General features: G+C 62.1%; 10 protein-coding genes. 5 read left to right on the forward strand and 5 right to left on the reverse strand.

Annotated features, from left to right (window positions below):
* Positions 1-120: 120 nt before the first annotated feature.
* Positions 121-1,821, reverse strand: a complete 1,701-nt coding sequence (gene acpA / locus CPH89_RS13840) for an acid phosphatase (RefSeq protein WP_053254211.1) — start codon at positions 1,819-1,821, stop codon at positions 121-123.
* Positions 1,822-2,083: 262 nt separating this feature from the next.
* Positions 2,084-3,502: a short-chain fatty acid transporter gene (locus CPH89_RS13845; RefSeq protein WP_053254212.1), complete on the reverse strand. Its 1,419-nt coding sequence runs from the start codon at positions 3,500-3,502 to the stop codon at positions 2,084-2,086.
* A gap of 186 nt (positions 3,503-3,688) precedes the next feature.
* On the opposite strand from CPH89_RS13845, the gene CPH89_RS13850 reads away from it, so the two are divergent.
* Positions 3,689-4,978, forward strand: coding sequence for an MFS transporter (locus tag CPH89_RS13850; RefSeq protein WP_053254213.1), 1,290 nt, complete (start codon positions 3,689-3,691; stop codon positions 4,976-4,978).
* Between the two features lie 3 nt (positions 4,979-4,981).
* Here the strand turns inward: CPH89_RS13850 and CPH89_RS13855 are convergent, their stop codons facing one another.
* Positions 4,982-6,352, reverse strand: a complete 1,371-nt coding sequence (locus CPH89_RS13855) for a GntT/GntP/DsdX family permease (protein ID WP_053254214.1) — start codon at positions 6,350-6,352, stop codon at positions 4,982-4,984.
* Between the two features lie 216 nt (positions 6,353-6,568).
* Here CPH89_RS13855 and CPH89_RS13860 point away from each other — a divergent pair, with 216 nt between their 5' ends.
* The 4 genes from CPH89_RS13860 to CPH89_RS13875 all read left to right on the forward strand — a co-directional run bounded on the left by CPH89_RS13860 (position 6,569) and on the right by CPH89_RS13875 (position 13,103).
* Complete coding sequence (locus tag CPH89_RS13860) at positions 6,569-7,474, forward strand: cation diffusion facilitator family transporter (RefSeq protein ID WP_053254215.1); 906 nt, start codon at positions 6,569-6,571, stop codon at positions 7,472-7,474.
* Positions 7,475-7,583: 109 nt separating this feature from the next.
* On the forward strand, positions 7,584-8,804 hold the full coding sequence (locus CPH89_RS13865; RefSeq protein ID WP_053254216.1) for a TolC family protein: 1,221 nt from the start codon (positions 7,584-7,586) through the stop codon (positions 8,802-8,804).
* Between the two features lie 18 nt (positions 8,805-8,822).
* On the forward strand, positions 8,823-9,929 hold the full coding sequence (locus CPH89_RS13870; RefSeq protein ID WP_053254217.1) for an efflux RND transporter periplasmic adaptor subunit: 1,107 nt from the start codon (positions 8,823-8,825) through the stop codon (positions 9,927-9,929).
* An 18-nt stretch (positions 9,930-9,947) separates the two neighbouring features.
* Positions 9,948-13,103 carry a CusA/CzcA family heavy metal efflux RND transporter gene (locus CPH89_RS13875; RefSeq protein WP_053254218.1) on the forward strand — a complete coding sequence of 1,052 codons (3,156 nt, stop codon included), beginning with the start codon at positions 9,948-9,950 and terminating at the stop codon, positions 13,101-13,103.
* Here CPH89_RS13875 and CPH89_RS13880 read toward each other — a convergent pair.
* The gene (locus CPH89_RS13880) at positions 13,018-14,454 is read right to left on the reverse strand and encodes a heavy metal sensor histidine kinase (RefSeq protein WP_081006322.1); all 1,437 of its coding nucleotides are present in this window, start codon (positions 14,452-14,454) and stop codon (positions 13,018-13,020) included. The genes CPH89_RS13875 and CPH89_RS13880 overlap by 86 nt on opposite strands.
* Positions 14,451-15,125: a response regulator transcription factor PcoR gene (locus tag CPH89_RS13885; protein WP_053254221.1), complete on the reverse strand. Its 675-nt coding sequence runs from the start codon at positions 15,123-15,125 to the stop codon at positions 14,451-14,453. Before CPH89_RS13885 ends, CPH89_RS13880 begins: the two co-directional genes overlap by 4 nt.
* Positions 15,126-15,145: the final 20 nt, after the last annotated feature.

Consider the following 15,145-nt stretch of genomic DNA (forward strand, 5'->3'; position numbering starts at 1 on the left):
TTGTTTCCTTGTCAGCGAAAGCCCGTCTGCGCGGGGTGAAAGCCCACTTGCACACAGTAGCGGTTGACCAGGAAAACCGCGTGCTAAATCGCTGGGCATGTCGCTATTGGATAAGAAAACCTACACCTTGAACTGCAAGGCGTTGCTCAGATCGCCCATGGGCTTCTGGCCGCGCGCAATCATGGCGTCGTCGCGCAGCTTGAGGCCGTCCAGTTTTTCCAGCTGGAACACGCGGGTGATCAAGCGCAGGATCGACGCGGTGTCGTACACCGTATGGTCGACTGTGCCTTTGCGCGCAAACGGCGAAATAACCAACGCCGGGATACGCGTGCCCGGGCCCCAGCGGTCGCCTTTGGGCGGTGCAACGTGGTCCCACCAGCCGCCGTTCTCATCGACGGTAATAATCACCACCATGTTTTTCCACTGCGGGCTCTCCTGCAACACTTTCAGGGCGCGGGTGATATGGCGGTCGCCGGAGGCCACGTCGGCGTAACCGGCGTGCATGTTGAGGTTGCCCTGCGGTTTGTAGAAGCTCACCGCCGGCAGTGTCCCCGCCTGGGCATCCGCGAGGAAGTGATTGGTGCTCGGCTCATCGCCCAGCCCACCGTCGCGCAGGCGTTTCTTGCGCTCCAGCGGATTTTCCGGACCTTGCTGCTTGAAGTAGTTGAACGGCTGGTGGTGATACTGAAAGCTGGGGATCTTGGGAATCGCCGCCGAATCCTTGTGCTCGTCGATCGTCGCCTGCCAGGCACCGCCGTACCAGGCCCAATCGACGTTCTTCTTCGACAGCTTGTCGCCGATGTGTTCGTGAGACTGCGGCACCAGCACGCTGGGCAGGTCGGGTTTGGCGTAGTCCGGGCGCTCCGGGTCGCGGATCCAGGTGGGCCAGTACGGAGGCGCCATGGTGTTTACCGCATAGCCGTCCGGCGTCAGTGCGCTGGGCCCGAACTGCGGCGGGCCGGTCATGGCGCTGGCCGGTGACTTGTCCAACGGCTTGAGGCGCGTGTCGGTTGGGTCGTCGCTCTGCAGCGTGGCGATCTGCGATTTAGCCACCGAGTTGGCGGCATCCGGGTAAAACGGCACTTGAGCACTGATCAAGTATTGGTGGTTGAGGTACGAACCACCAAAGGCACCCTGGAAGAAGTTGTCGCACAACACGAACTCCCTGGCGACGTCCCACAAGCGCAGCGAGTAACGCGTTTGCGGGTAATAGCCAAACGTCAGCGCACCGGAGTCGGCCCAGGCGACAAACAGGTCGTTCTTGCCGCCATTGATCTGCATCTGGTTCTGATAGAACACATGCCACAGGTCGCGGGTGACCAAGCCCAACGGCAGGTCTTCGCCGTTCGGCCCCTTCAATGCGTAGGGCGCGTTGGGCAAGTGTTCCTGATATTGGGTGGCGTTGGGGTAAAGCACGCCGTCAATCGTCTGCGGCCCCAACTGAGTGACGCCGCCCCATACCTGCGGCAGCGTCTCCAGCAGGCTGCCGTCGCGGTCGCGCTGCTGATAGTCGGCGGGCTTGAGAGCGGACAGTGGGCTTTGCACACCGGGGAAGTCGGCAAACAGATTGTTGAAACTGCGGTTTTCGCCGTAGATGACCACCACATTCTTCACGTTATCGTGCAGGGCCTTGTCCAGCTCAGCTGGCGACAGTTCGCGGGTGACTACCGGCCCAGGCGGTTCAGCGGGCCCACCGCAGGCGCTCAGGGTCGCCCCGGCGCCCAGTACGGCAACCCCTCCTAAAAAGCGCCGACGGCTTGAATCGGGGAGCGTATCGGCGGCATTTTGGGTGGCTTTCGGGTCTTCGGTTTCTTCGGTCATCCGAGGCATCTCACGGCTGTTTTTGGTTTATTTGTTGCTGGATGTTTCGTTGAAAAGGCATCAAATATGGCAAAGCTTAAACGCTTCAGTCTATAAGGCGAGGCCTTAGGGCATAAGGGTTCTGATGATGACTATCGGGTTTCGTAACGTGGCCGCGCTGCAATGCACCCTGTGCCCCGTGATCGATTGACGGTCGATCAAGGGGCCAGAGGCGGTGCCGGGCCTGAGGGCGAAGCTTAAGCAGGCAATGTGACAGAAGCGTTTACGGCATCACGGGAGGCAGGTATTTGAGCGTGGTGCCTAGCGCCCAAAGCAGGAACAACACCAACGGCGTGTGCACCAGCAGTTGCACAAACGAGAAACCAATCAGGTCTCGTGCCTTCAGCCCCAACACGCCGAGCAACGGCAGCATGTAGAACGGGTTGATCAAGTTCGGCAGCGCCTCGGCAGCGTTGTAGATCTGTACCGCCCAGCCCAAGTGGTATTGCAGCTCATTGGCCACTTGCATCACGTAAGGCGCTTCGATGATCCACTTGCCGCCCCCCGATGGAATAAAGAAACCCAGCACCGCCGAGTACACGCCCATCAACAACGCATAGGTGTCGTGAGAGGCGATGGAGGTAAAGAAGGTCGAGATATGGTGCGCCAGGGTCTGGCCGTCGCCACCCTTGACCACGGTCATCAGTGCAGCGATCGAGCCATACAGCGGAAACTGGATCAACACGCCGGTGGTGGTCGGCACGGCACGCGCCACCGCATCGAGGAAACTGCGCGGGCGCCAGTGCAGCAGTGCGCCAACCATGATGAACAGGAAGTTATAGGTGTTCAGCCCTGAAATGGCGCTGATCGCCGGCTTGGTCGAAAACTCATGGAATAACCAACCTGCCGCCAGCAATGCAAGCAGAATGGTCAGCAGCGGGCTGTGCTCCAACCATTCGCCCGGACGGCTTGGCGCTTGAATCTTGGGCAGGTTGAAGGCCGGGTCGACGCCGCAGGCTTTGGCATCACGGGCGCTGTTCGGCCCAGGCGCGGTGGCGTAGGCGATGATCAGCGAAACCACGATCAACGCCAGCAACATCACCCCGGATTGCCACAGAAAGATCGTCTCAGTGAACGGAATCACCCCGGTAATCGACAGAATCGACGGCGGCAAGCTGGCGGGGTTGGCCTGTAGTTGCGCGGCCGACGACGACAGCCCCAACGCCCACACCGCGCCCAGGCCCAGGTAGGCGGCGGCCCCGGCTGCGCGGTAATCCATGCGCAAATCCGTGCGGCGGGCGAGCGCGCGCACCAGCAAGCCGCCGAACACCAGGGACAAGCCCCAGTTGAGCAGGGAGGCGACCATCGAGATCAACGCCACCCACGCCACAGCCGAGCGGCCGTTTTTCGGGATGCGCGCCAGGCGGTCAATCAGCTTCACCGCCGGTGGCGAGCTGGCCACCACATAACCGCCGATCACCACAAACGCCATCTGCATGGTGAACGGGATCAGGCTCCAGAACCCATCACCGAAGGCTTTGGCGGCCTCGGTCGGCGCGGCGCCCATGCCCAGGGTCGCCACGGCGACGATAATCACGGCGAGGGCGGCAAACACCCAGGAGTCAGGAAACCAGCGTTCGGCGAAGTTGGAGCAACGCAGGGCAAATCGGGCATAGCGGCTTTCTTCGATAGCATCGGCCACGAGTCTTTCCTCTTGTATTTATTATGGGTTTTGGCAGTTTTACGGCATGTTCCTCTACGCCCATTGATTTGGGAATGTAGTTATCTTCATTGATCCATGAGTAAAACAAATATATCTGTCGCGATTGCCATCATTGGGCTCAGCTCATAACCTGCACGCCATTTTGTTTGTCTGCCGAGCCTCCACATGACTGCCACCTTTTCCCCACAGGCGCAGCGTTTTTCCCGCTCCGACTACAAAACCCTGGGCCTGGCCGCCCTCGGCGGCGCCCTGGAAATCTACGACTTCATTATTTTCGTGTTCTTTGCGCTGACCCTCAGCCAGCTGTTTTTCCCACCCGAAATGCCCGAGTGGCTGCGCCTGCTGCAAAGCTTCGGCATCTTTGTCACCGGCTACCTGGCGCGCCCGCTGGGCGGCATCCTGATGGCGCACTTTGCCGACCACCTGGGGCGCAAACGCGTGTTCAGCCTGAGCATCCTGATGATGGCGCTGCCCTGCCTGCTGATCGGGATCATGCCGACTTACGCACAAATCGGTTATTTCGCGCCGCTGATCCTGCTGGCGCTGCGCGTGCTGCAAGGCGCTGCGGTGGGCGGCGAAGTGCCCAGCGCCTGGACCTTCGTCGCCGAGCACGCGCCGCGCCATCACCGTGGATATGCCTTGGGCTTCCTGCAAGCCGGCCTGACTTTCGGTTACTTGCTCGGCGCACTCACCGCGACCGTGCTGGCGCAACTCTTCACCGCCGCCGAAATCCTCGATTACGCCTGGCGCTTCCCGTTCCTGCTCGGCGGCGTGTTCGGTGTGATTGGTGTGTGGTTGCGCCGCTGGCTCAACGAAACCCCGGTGTTCCTCGAAATGCAGGCCCGCCGCCAGGCCGCCGCCGAACTGCCTCTGCGCACCGTGCTGCGCGACCATCGCGCGGTGTTGCTGCCGGCAATGCTCCTCACCTGCGTGCTCACCTCGGCCGTGGTGGTGCTGGTGGTCATCACCCCGACCATGATGCAAAAAACCTTCGGCATGAGCCCCAGCCACACCTTCGCCTTGAGCGCGCTGGGCATTGTTTTTCTGAATATCGGTTGTGTACTGGCCGGCCTGCTGGTGGACCGCATCGGCGCCTGGCGCACGGTGCTGGTCTATAGCCTGTTGCTGCCGGTGGGCATTGCGGTTTTGTATGCCAGCCTGATCAGCGGCGGCGTGTGGCTGGGGGCGGCGTACGCTGTGGCGGGCTTGAGTTGCGGGGTAGTGGGCGCAGTGCCGTCGGTGATGGTCGGCCTGTTTCCGGCGCCGGTGCGGGTGTCCGGGATTTCCTTTACCTACAACATTGCCTACGCGCTGTGGGCGAGTACCACACCGCTGTTGTTGATTGCATTGATGCCGACGAGCCCGTGGATTTGCGTGGGCTATTGCGTAGTGATGGGCGCGGTCGGGGTGGTGAGTGTGGCGCTGTTCGGCAAGCGCCACACCTTGGCGACCTGAGGGTCAGGTCAGGAAGTGCCAGAGCAATAGCGTACCGACCAGCCCGACCACCGAAACAATCGTCTGCAACACCGACCACACCCAGATCGTCTGTTTGAGTTGCAAGCCGAAGTACTCACGCACCATCCAGAACCCGGCGTCGTTGACGTGACAGAAGAACACCGAGCCGGCGCCAATCGCCAATGCCACCAATGAACTCTGCGTCGCCGCCAGCCCGGCCATCATCGGCGCGAGGATGCCCGCGGTTGTGGTAGTGGCGACCGTTGCCGAACCGGTGGCCTGGCGCAGGGCCACGGCAATCAACCAGGCCAGCAGCAGATACGGCATGTGCGCGCCTTCGGCGACCTTGCTGATGGTCTGGCTGACGCCGGCATCCAGCAGGGTTTGCTTGAGGCCGCCGCCAGCGCCGATGGTCAGCAGCAACACGGCGATCGGCGCGAGGGCTTTGCGCAGGGTGTTGCCAACGTCGGCACGCGGCATACCGGCGGCCCAGCCGAGGCAGACCACCGCGGCGATCACCGCCAGGCCGAGCGCGATCAGCGGTTCACCGAGAAACTTCAAGGTCAGTGCCAGCGGGTTTTCCGGCGACATGGCGACCTTGGCCAAGGTGCTGCCGAGCATCAAAATCACCGGCAGCAAAATGATCAGCAGCGACACCCCGAAACTCGGCTGGCGCGGCGCCTTGGGCGGTGCGCTGAACAGCGCGCCGATGTCCGCCGGTTCATCCACGTGCATGCGCTTGGACAGCCAGTTGCCATAGAGAGGGCCGGCCAGGATCACCGCCGGTACTGCCAGGCAGAAGCCCAGCAACATGGTCAGGCCGAGGTCGGCGTGCAACGCGCTCACCGCAATCAGCGGTCCCGGATGCGGCGGCATCAGGGCGTGCAGGGTGGTCATGCCGGCCAGTGCAGGGATGGCGATTTTCAGCAGGGGCTGGTTCGAACGTTTGGCCATCACAAAGATGATCGGCACCATCATCACCAGGCCGACTTCGAAGAACAGCGGCAAGCCGATCACCATGGCCACCAGCGCCATTACCCAGGGCAATGATTTGCCTTTGCCCAGCCCGAGCAGGGTGGTGGCGATACGGTCGGCCGCGCCGGATTCCGCCATCAGCGCACCGAGCATCGAGCCCAGCGCGATGATGATCCCGGCCTCACCAAGAATCGCCCCGGCGCCTTTGCTGAACGCTTTGGCGACTTCCTCAGGCGGCAATCCGGCGCCGACGCCGGCGATGAATGTGCCGATCAAAATTGACAGGAACGGCGGCAGCTTGGTCGCGCTGATCAACACAATAATGCTGGCGATGGCCAGCAGGACGCAGAATATGAGGCGGGTGTCGTGGACCATCCACGCGGCAGTCGATAACTCCAAAACGGGACTCCTTATCGAACAGGTTGGCTAATATGTTTCTTTTTGTTTCCTGCTCGAAAAGCATACCCGATAGAACTGTGCCAGAGCGTTCATGTGCGATTTTGGTGCGTGTCATCTAACGGCGGGCTGTCGCGCAGATGACATATTTGCAACCCATGCGCGAAGATTTGGCCTATAGCTCTATGATCAACGGACCCCACCCTTTGAGAACATTTCATGAGCGCAGGACATAACCACGGCCAGGTACGCGCCGGCCACGAGCGTCTTCTATGGATCGCCCTCGGGCTGACCGGCAGCTTCATGATTGCCGAGGTGATCGGCGCGTTTATCACCGGCAGCCTGGCGCTGTTGTCCGACGCCGCGCACATGATGACCGACGCCCTGGCCCTGGCGATTTCCCTGGTGGCCATCCAGGTTGCCAAACGCCCTGCCGACCGCAAGCGCACCTTTGGTTATGCGCGTTTCGAGATTCTGGCGGCGGCTTTCAATGCGCTGCTGCTGTTCGGCGTGGCGTTTTACATCCTGTATGAGGCCTATCAACGGCTACAGGCGCCGGCTGAAATCCAGTCCACCGGCATGCTGGTCATTGCGGTGCTGGGGCTGATCGTCAACCTGATTTCCATGCGCCTGCTCAGTGCCGCCAGCGGCGAAAGCCTCAATGTGAAGGGCGCTTACCTCGAAGTCTGGAGCGACATGCTCGGCTCTATCGGCGTGATCATCGCGGCCGTGGTGATCCTGTTCACCGGTTGGGGTTGGATCGACTCGGTGGTGGCGGCGGCGATTGGTTTCTGGGTGTTGCCGCGCACCTGGACGCTGCTCAAGGAAAGCATGAACGTGCTGCTGCAAGGTGTGCCGGACGGGGTTGATATCGATCAGGTCGAGCAGGCCATTCGCAAGGTGCCCGGGGTCAAGGACATACACGACCTGCATATCTGGGCCCTGACCAGCGGCAAGAATGTGCTGAGCACGCACTTGGTGGCGGACTCGACGCTCGGCACCGAGCAGCAGATCCTCGCGCTTGTGACGGAAGTGCTGCACGAACAATTCGATATTTCCCACGTCACCTTGCAGGTTGAAGGCGAAGGGTTTCATCACGACGACCATGACGACCTGCACGCCTGATCCTCGCTAACGGATTTGTAATGTTCTGCCCACCGCCCTGATAAGTACTGAAGGCTACATTGCCCCCGCTGGGAAACCTCAGCGACTTCATGGGCGTGGAACTTTCGTTATGGCAATTTCGGTTAAAACACTGTTGGGGGCGACTGCGTTGTGGCTGGCCGCCAGTGCGGTCCAGGCGCAAACCCTCACGCTTGATAGAGCCCTGCAAACCGCGTTTGCCAACAACCCTGACCTGGCCGCCGCGCAATGGGAAATCGACATCGCCCAGGGCGGTCGCCAACAGGCGGGCTTGATGCCCAACCCGGTGGCCTCCTGGGATGCTGAAGACACCCGCCGCAACACGCGCACCACCACGATCAAACTCAGCCAGACCCTGGAGCTGGGCGGCAAGCGCGGTGCGCGGATTGACCTGGCAACCCGCGCCCAGGACGCTGCCGCACTGACCCTGGAGCAGCGTCGCAACGACCTGCGCGCCGATGTGATCGACAGCTATTATGGCGCCCTACGGGCCCAGGAGCGCCTCGACCTGGCGCAACGCTCTGTGGCCCTGGCCGAGCGCGGCCTGGTGGTCGCCAACGGCCGTGTCAGGGCCGGCAAGTCGTCACCGGTCGAAGCGACCCGCGCGCAGGTGCAGGTCTCGCAGATTCGCCTGGAAATGGACCGTGCGCAGATCGGCCTGAGCGACGCCTATCGCCGCCTCGCAGCCATTACCGGCAGCGCCGCGCCGGACTTCCAGGCGGTTGCGACGCAAAGCCAATCTGCGCCGCCATTACCGGCCTTCACACCGTTGCTGGCGCGCCTTGAGCAAACCACGCAGCTGCGCCTGGCTGAGCTGCACATTCAGCAAAACGAAGCCAGCGTAGGCCTGGAAAAAGCCCAGCGGATTCCCGACCTCGACGTGTCGATCGGCAGCCAGTACGACGCCGGCGTGCGCGAGCGGGTCAACCTGGTGGGCGTGTCGATGCCGATCCCGCTGTTCAACCGCAACCAGGGCAACGTGCTCGCCGCCAGCCGCCGCGCCGACCAGGCCCGTGACTTGCGCAACGCCACTGAGTTGCGCCTGCGCACCGAAACCCGCCAGGCCCTGGACCTGTGGCAAACCGCGAATACCGAAGTGCGCGCCTTCAACCAACAGATCCTGCCCGCCGCCCAAAGCGCGGTGGACAGCGCCACCCGGGGTTTCGAGATGGGCAAGTTCAACTTCCTCGACGTGCTCGACGCTCAGCGCACCTTGATCGCCGCCCGCACCCAGTACCTCACGGCGACTGCCCAGGCCACCGACGCCTGGGTACGCATCGAACGGATTTACGGCGACCTCGCCCAGTTCTGATTTTTTCTGGAGTTTTTTATGAAGCATAAACACGGTGTGGCGCTGGCCGTCGCCCTGGGCCTGATGCTGTCTGGGTTTGCAAACGCCGAAGAAGAGGAGGGCGCACTCGAACTCACTGAGCAGCAGATCCAGGCCGCCGGTATTCAACTCGCCCAGGCCCAGCCACGCGCCATCAGCAGCCTGCTGACACTGCCGGGAGAAGTGCGTTTTGATGAGGATCGCACCTCGCACATCGTCCCGCGCGCGGCCGGTGTGGTGGAGGCGGTGCAGGTCAACCTCGGCCAGTCGGTTAAGAAGGGCGAGCTGTTGGCGGTGATCGCCAGCCAGCAAATTTCCGACCAGCGCAGTGAGCTGGCAGCCAGTGAGCGGCGGGTCGAACTGGCGCGCACCACCTTCCAGCGCGAGCGCCAATTGTGGCAGGACCAAATCTCCGCCGAGCAGGATTACCTGCTGGCGCGCCAGGCCTTGCAGGAAGCTGAGATCGCCCTGAACAACGCCCGCCAGAAAATGACCGCCCTCAGTGGCAGCGCCGTCCTGGTCGGCGGCAATCGCTATGAACTGCGTGCTCCCTTCGCCGGCATGGTGGTGGAAAAGCACCTGGGAGTCGGCGAGGTCGTCAGCGAAACCAGCAACGCATTTACCCTCTCGGACCTGTCGCAGGTATGGGTCACCTTCGGTGTCTTTCCCAAAGACTTGAACAAGGTGCGCGTGGGTAAACCGGTGAAGGTCAGCTCTACGGAAATGGGCACCGACGTGCTCGGCACCGTGGCCTACGTCGGCAACTTGCTCGGCGAGCAGACGCGTACCGCCACCGTGCGCGTGAACGTGCCCAACCCCGACGCCGCCTGGCGCCCCGGGCTGTTTGTCACCGTGCAATTGGCCACTGACACCTACCAGGCCAAGGTCACCGTGCCTCAAACCGCGATTCAGACCATCGAGGACAAACCCTCGGTGTTCGTGCGCACGCCGGACGGTTTCATCACCCGCCACCTTGAGCTGGGCGTGAGTGAAAACGGCTACGTCGAGGTGCGCCAGGGCCTCGACGCCGGGGCACAGGTGGCGACGGCCGGCAGCTTCATCCTCAAGTCCGAACTGGGTAAAGGCTCGGCCGAGCACGCCCATTGATCCTGCGAGTGATTCCCCATGTTTGAGCGCCTTATCCAATTTGCCATCGAGCAGCGCATCATCGTGCTGCTGGCCATGCTGTTGATGGCCGGTGTCGGCATCGCCAGCTATCAGAAATTGCCCATCGACGCGGTACCCGACATCACCAATGTGCAGGTGCAGATCAACTCGGCGGCGGCCGGGTTTTCGCCGCTGGAAACCGAACAGCGCATTACCTTTCCCATCGAAACCGCCATGGCCGGGTTGCCGGGTCTGCAGCAGACGCGGTCGCTGTCGCGCTCCGGTTTGTCCCAGGTGACGGTGATTTTCAAAGACGGTACCGACCTGTTCTTCGCCCGCCAATTGGTCAATGAGCGCCTGCAGGTCGCCCGTGGACAATTGCCTACCGGCATCGACACCGCCATGGGGCCGATTTCCACCGGCCTCGGGGAAATTTTCCTGTGGACCGTCGAGGCCGAGGACGGCGCACTCAAAGAGGACGGCACGCCCTACACGCCGACCGACCTGCGCGTGATCCAGGACTGGATCATCAAGCCGCAACTGCGCAACGTGCCGGGTGTGGCCGAGATCAACACCATCGGCGGCTTTGCCAAGGAATATCAGATTGCCCCGGACCCCAAGCGCCTCGCGGCCTACAACCTGACGTTGAGTGATTTGGTCACGGCCCTTGAACGCAATAACGCCAACGTCGGCGCGGGTTACATCGAGCGCAGCGGCGAGCAACTGCTGATCCGCGCACCGGGGCAAGTGGCGTCGATTGATGACATCGCCAATATCGTGATCACCACTTCCGATGGCACGCCGATCCGCGTGCGCAATGTGGCGCAGGTCGACATCGGCCGTGAGCTGCGCACCGGCGCGGCCACCGAAAACGGCCGTGAAGTGGTGCTGGGCACGGTATTCATGTTGATCGGTGAAAACAGCCGTACCGTGTCCCAGGCGGTGGCGAAAAAACTCGCAGAGATCAACCGTTCGCTACCGGCAGGCGTGGTTGCCGTGACCGTGTACGACCGCACCAACCTGGTGGAAAAAGCCATCGCCACCGTGAAGAAAAACCTCTTCGAAGGTGCGCTGCTGGTGGTTGCGGTGTTGTTCCTGTTCCTGGGCAACATCCGCGCGGCGTTGATCACCGCAATGGTGATTCCCCTGGCGATGTTGTTCACCTTTACCGGGATGTTTACCAACAAAGTCAGCGCCAACCTGATGAGTCTTGGCGCACTGGACTTCGGCATTATCGTCGACGGCGCGGTGGTGATCGTCGAGAACGCCATCCGCCGCCTGGCACATGCGCAACAGCGCCACGGCCGTTTGTTGACCCGCAGCGAGCGGTTGCACGAAGTGTTCGCGGCGGCCAAAGAGGCGCGGCGGGCGCTGATCTTCGGGCAACTGATCATCATGGTGGTTTACCTGCCGATCTTCGCCCTCACGGGTGTGGCCGGGAAGATGTTCCACCCGATGGCCTTCACCGTGGTGATCGCGCTGCTGGGTGCGATGATTCTGTCGGTGACGTTCGTGCCGGCCGCGATTGCGCTGTTCGTCACCGGCAAGGTCAAGGAAGAAGAAAACCTGGTGATGCGCACGGCGCGGCGGGTCTATGCGCCGGTGCTGCACTGGGTAATGGCACGCCGTCCATGGGTGTTTGGCTTGGCGGTGTTGACCATCGTCGCCTCTGGGGCGCTGGCCAGCCGCATGGGCAGTGAATTCATTCCCAGCCTCAGCGAAGGCGACTTCGCCCAACAGGCCCTGCGCGTGCCGGGCACCAGCCTGACGCAATCGGTGCAGATGCAGCAGCAGCTTGAGAAAACATTGCTGGCCCAGGTGCCGGAAATCGAGCGGGTTTTTGCGCGCACCGGCACCGCAGAAATCGCCTCAGACCCGATGCCGCCGAATATTTCCGACAGCTACGTAATGCTTAAACCGAAGGCACAGTGGCCCGATCCAAACAAATCCCGCGAGACGCTGATTGCCGACATCCAGCGCGCCAGTGCGATTGTGCCGGGCAGTGCGTATGAACTGTCGCAACCGATCCAGCTGCGCTTCAACGAGCTGATTTCCGGGGTGCGCAGTGATGTGGCAGTGAAGGTGTTTGGTGACGACATGGCGGTGCTCAACAAGACCGCCGCGGAAATCGCCGAGACCCTGCAAAAGCTCGAAGGCGCCTCGGAAGTCAAGGTCGAGCAGACCTCCGGCTTGCCGGTGCTGACCATCAATATCGACCGCGAGAAGGCCGCGCGTTTCGGCCTGAATGTGGGCGATGTGCAGGACACCATTGCGGTCGCCGTGGGCGGGCGTCAGGCCGGTACGTTGTACGAAGGTGATCGCCGCTTTGACATGGTCGTGCGTTTGTCCGACGCACTACGCACCGATATCGACGGGCTGTCACGGCTGCTGATTCCGGTGCCGGCGCTGGCCGGCAGTGCGGCTGGGCAGTTGGGCTTTATTGCCTTGTCCCAGGTCGCCAGCCTGGACCTGGTGCTCGGTCCCAACCAGGTCAGCCGCGAGAACGGCAAGCGCCTGGTGATCGTCAGCGCCAACGTGCGCGGGCGGGATATCGGTTCGTTTGTCGAAGAGGCCGAGGCAGCCATCAACACACAGGTGAAAGTCCCCGCCGGTTACTGGACCACCTGGGGCGGCCAGTTCGAACAGTTGAAGGAAGCGTCCGAGCGTTTGCGCATCGTGGTGCCAGTGGCGTTGCTGTTGGTGTTCGGGCTGTTGTTCATGATGTTCAACAACCTCAAGGACGGCCTGTTGGTGTTTACCGGGATTCCTTTCGCATTGACGGGTGGGATCATGGCGCTGTGGCTGCGCGATATTCCATTGTCGATTTCGGCGGGGGTGGGCTTTATCGCCTTGTCCGGTGTCGCGGTGCTCAACGGGCTGGTGATGATTGCCTTCATCCGCAACCTGCGTGAGGAAGGGCGCGCGTTATCGGTGGCGGTCAACGAGGGCGCGCTGACCCGATTGCGCCCGGTATTAATGACCGCGCTGGTGGCGTCCCTGGGGTTTATCCCGATGGCCCTGGCCACCGGCACCGGCGCCGAAGTGCAGCGCCCGTTGGCGACGGTGGTGATTGGCGGGATTATTTCTTCTACGTTGCTGACCTTGCTGGTGCTGCCGGCGCTTTATCAGTGGGCGCATCGCAAGGAAGAGGAAACACCAGGCGAAACACGGTGAAACCACCGGGCAGGCTGCGCACTTCAGCCTGCCCCTGGTGCAGGGTCATGATCGAGCGCACGATGGCCAGGCCCAGGCCGGTGCCACCCTCGGTGCGAGCGCGGCTGCTGTCGACACGGTAGAAGCGTTCGAACAGGTGCGGCAGGTGGCGCGCTTCGATGCCGGGGCCAGGGTTGCTGACCGACACCGACGCCGTGCTCCCGTAGGCTTCCACCAGCAGCGAAATATGCGAGCCCGCCGGGCTGTGGCGGATGGCATTGGACAGCAGGTTCGACAGGGCGCGCTGGATCATCAGGCGATCGCCGTGCACCTGAGCATCGCCGCTGAGGGTCAGGGTCAGTTGTTTGTCTTCGGCACTGAGGGCGAACAAGTCCATCACCCGCTCCGTTTCAGCCGCCAGCGACACCGCCGCGAACGAAGCGCGTGCCGCCGGGTGGCTGACCTGGGCCAGAAACAGCATGTCGGAGACGATACGCGCCAGGCGCTCCAGCTCTTCGGTGTTGGATTCGAGCACGGCTTTGTATTCGTCAGGCGGGCGCTGGCGCGACAGCGTCAACTGGGCTTTGCCCATCAGGTTGGTCAGGGGCGCGCGCAATTCGTGGGCAAGGTCATCGGAGAATTGCGACAGTTGCTGCACCCCAGCGTCCAGGCGATTGAGCATCACATTAAAGCCTTGCGCCAACTCGCCCAGCTCTTGGGGCAGGTTATCGACGGAAAGGCGATGGGTGAGGTCCTGAGTGGTGACTTTGGCCGCCACATGGCTGAACTGTTTCAACGGCGCCAGGCCGCGCTGCACCAGCCACCAGGCACCCATGCCGATCAGCAGCAGCAGCATGGGCAAGGCGATCACCGTGGCGCGCAGATAGGCACTGAGCAGCGCTTGATCGTCGGTGCGGTCCAGGGACAGCAGCACGCGTACACGTTCGCCGCTGGCCAGGCGCATCAGGCTGGAGGCACTGAGCACCTGGTTGCCATAACTGTCGGTCCAGTTGAGGTAACCGAGGGTTTCCCGTGGGGTGAAGTCAGTGAGCAAAGGCGTCTGAGGCTTGGCCCCGGTGCTCAGCAGCACGCTTTCGTCGGGGGCGGTGCCGACGATGGTCAGGTAGAAGTTGTCATGGCCGATCACCAGGTCCATCAGTGAATGCGGGCGGGCGCGAATGGTGTTCAGGTCCATGCCCTGGGCCACGCTGTGCTGGATCTGTTCCATCTTGCTTTCCAGGCCCTTGCGCGCCAGCTTTTCCAGTTCGTGGGTCAGGGCCAGGTACGCCAGGGTTGCCAGCAACAGCACCAGGCCCGCGCCCATTACACTGACCGTCAGCCCCAGGCGCATCGACAAACTGCCGGTTTTCATCCGCGCGCCTCCAGCACATAACCCACGCCGCGAATGGTGTGGATCAGCTTGACCTCGCTCTGGTCATCGACCTTGGCCCGCAGGCGGCTGATGGAGACTTCCACCACATTGGTGTCGCAGTCGAAATTCATGTCCCACACCAGCGAAATGATTTGCGTGCGGGTCAGCACTTCGCCGGTTTGGCGCATCAACACCTGCAGCAGGGCGAACTCTTTGGTGGTCAGGTCGATCCGTCGGGAGCCGCGATACGCGCGATGGCGGCGCGGGTCCAGCTCCAGGTCCTGCACGCTGAAGACTTCCGGTTGCGGGATATGCTCACTGCGGCGCAGCAGGGTGCGGACCCGCGCGAGCAATTCGGGAAACTCGAAAGGCTTGACCAGGTAATCATCGGCGCCCATGTCCAGGCCTTTGATCTTGTCGGCCAGCCGGCCACGCGCGGTCAGCATCATCACCCGTTGCGTGCCGTTGCGGCGCAATTGCTCGAGCACTTCCCAGCCATCCTTGCCCGGCAGGTTGACGTCAAGAATGACCAACTCATAGGCGTGCTGCCCGGCCAGGTGCAGGCCGTCGATGCCATTGGACGCGCAATCGACCACATAGCCACTTTCACTCAGGCCTTGCTGCAAATAGTCAGCGGTTTTTTGCTCGTCCTCAACCACAAGGATACGCATAGAAAATTTACCTTTTACTG

It is taken from the genome of Pseudomonas fluorescens (genome assembly GCF_900215245.1).
In the GTDB taxonomy this organism is placed as follows: domain Bacteria; phylum Pseudomonadota; class Gammaproteobacteria; order Pseudomonadales; family Pseudomonadaceae; genus Aquipseudomonas; species Aquipseudomonas fluorescens.

What these genes read in the sequence shown, in the direction of transcription:
- acpA (WP_053254211.1), bottom strand. Translation starts at nt 1,821, where the DNA reads ATGACCGAAGAAACCGAAGACCCGAAAGCCACCCAAAATGCCGCCGAT.
- CPH89_RS13850 (WP_053254213.1), top strand. Translation starts at nt 3,689, where the DNA reads ATGACTGCCACCTTTTCCCCACAGGCGCAGCGTTTTTCCCGCTCCGAC.
- CPH89_RS13860 (WP_053254215.1), top strand. Translation starts at nt 6,569, where the DNA reads ATGAGCGCAGGACATAACCACGGCCAGGTACGCGCCGGCCACGAGCGT.
- CPH89_RS13865 (WP_053254216.1), top strand. Translation starts at nt 7,584, where the DNA reads ATGGCAATTTCGGTTAAAACACTGTTGGGGGCGACTGCGTTGTGGCTG.
- CPH89_RS13870 (WP_053254217.1), top strand. Translation starts at nt 8,823, where the DNA reads ATGAAGCATAAACACGGTGTGGCGCTGGCCGTCGCCCTGGGCCTGATG.
- CPH89_RS13875 (WP_053254218.1), top strand. Translation starts at nt 9,948, where the DNA reads ATGTTTGAGCGCCTTATCCAATTTGCCATCGAGCAGCGCATCATCGTG.
- CPH89_RS13880 (WP_081006322.1), bottom strand. Translation starts at nt 14,454, where the DNA reads ATGAAAACCGGCAGTTTGTCGATGCGCCTGGGGCTGACGGTCAGTGTA.
- CPH89_RS13885 (WP_053254221.1), bottom strand. Translation starts at nt 15,125, where the DNA reads ATGCGTATCCTTGTGGTTGAGGACGAGCAAAAAACCGCTGACTATTTG.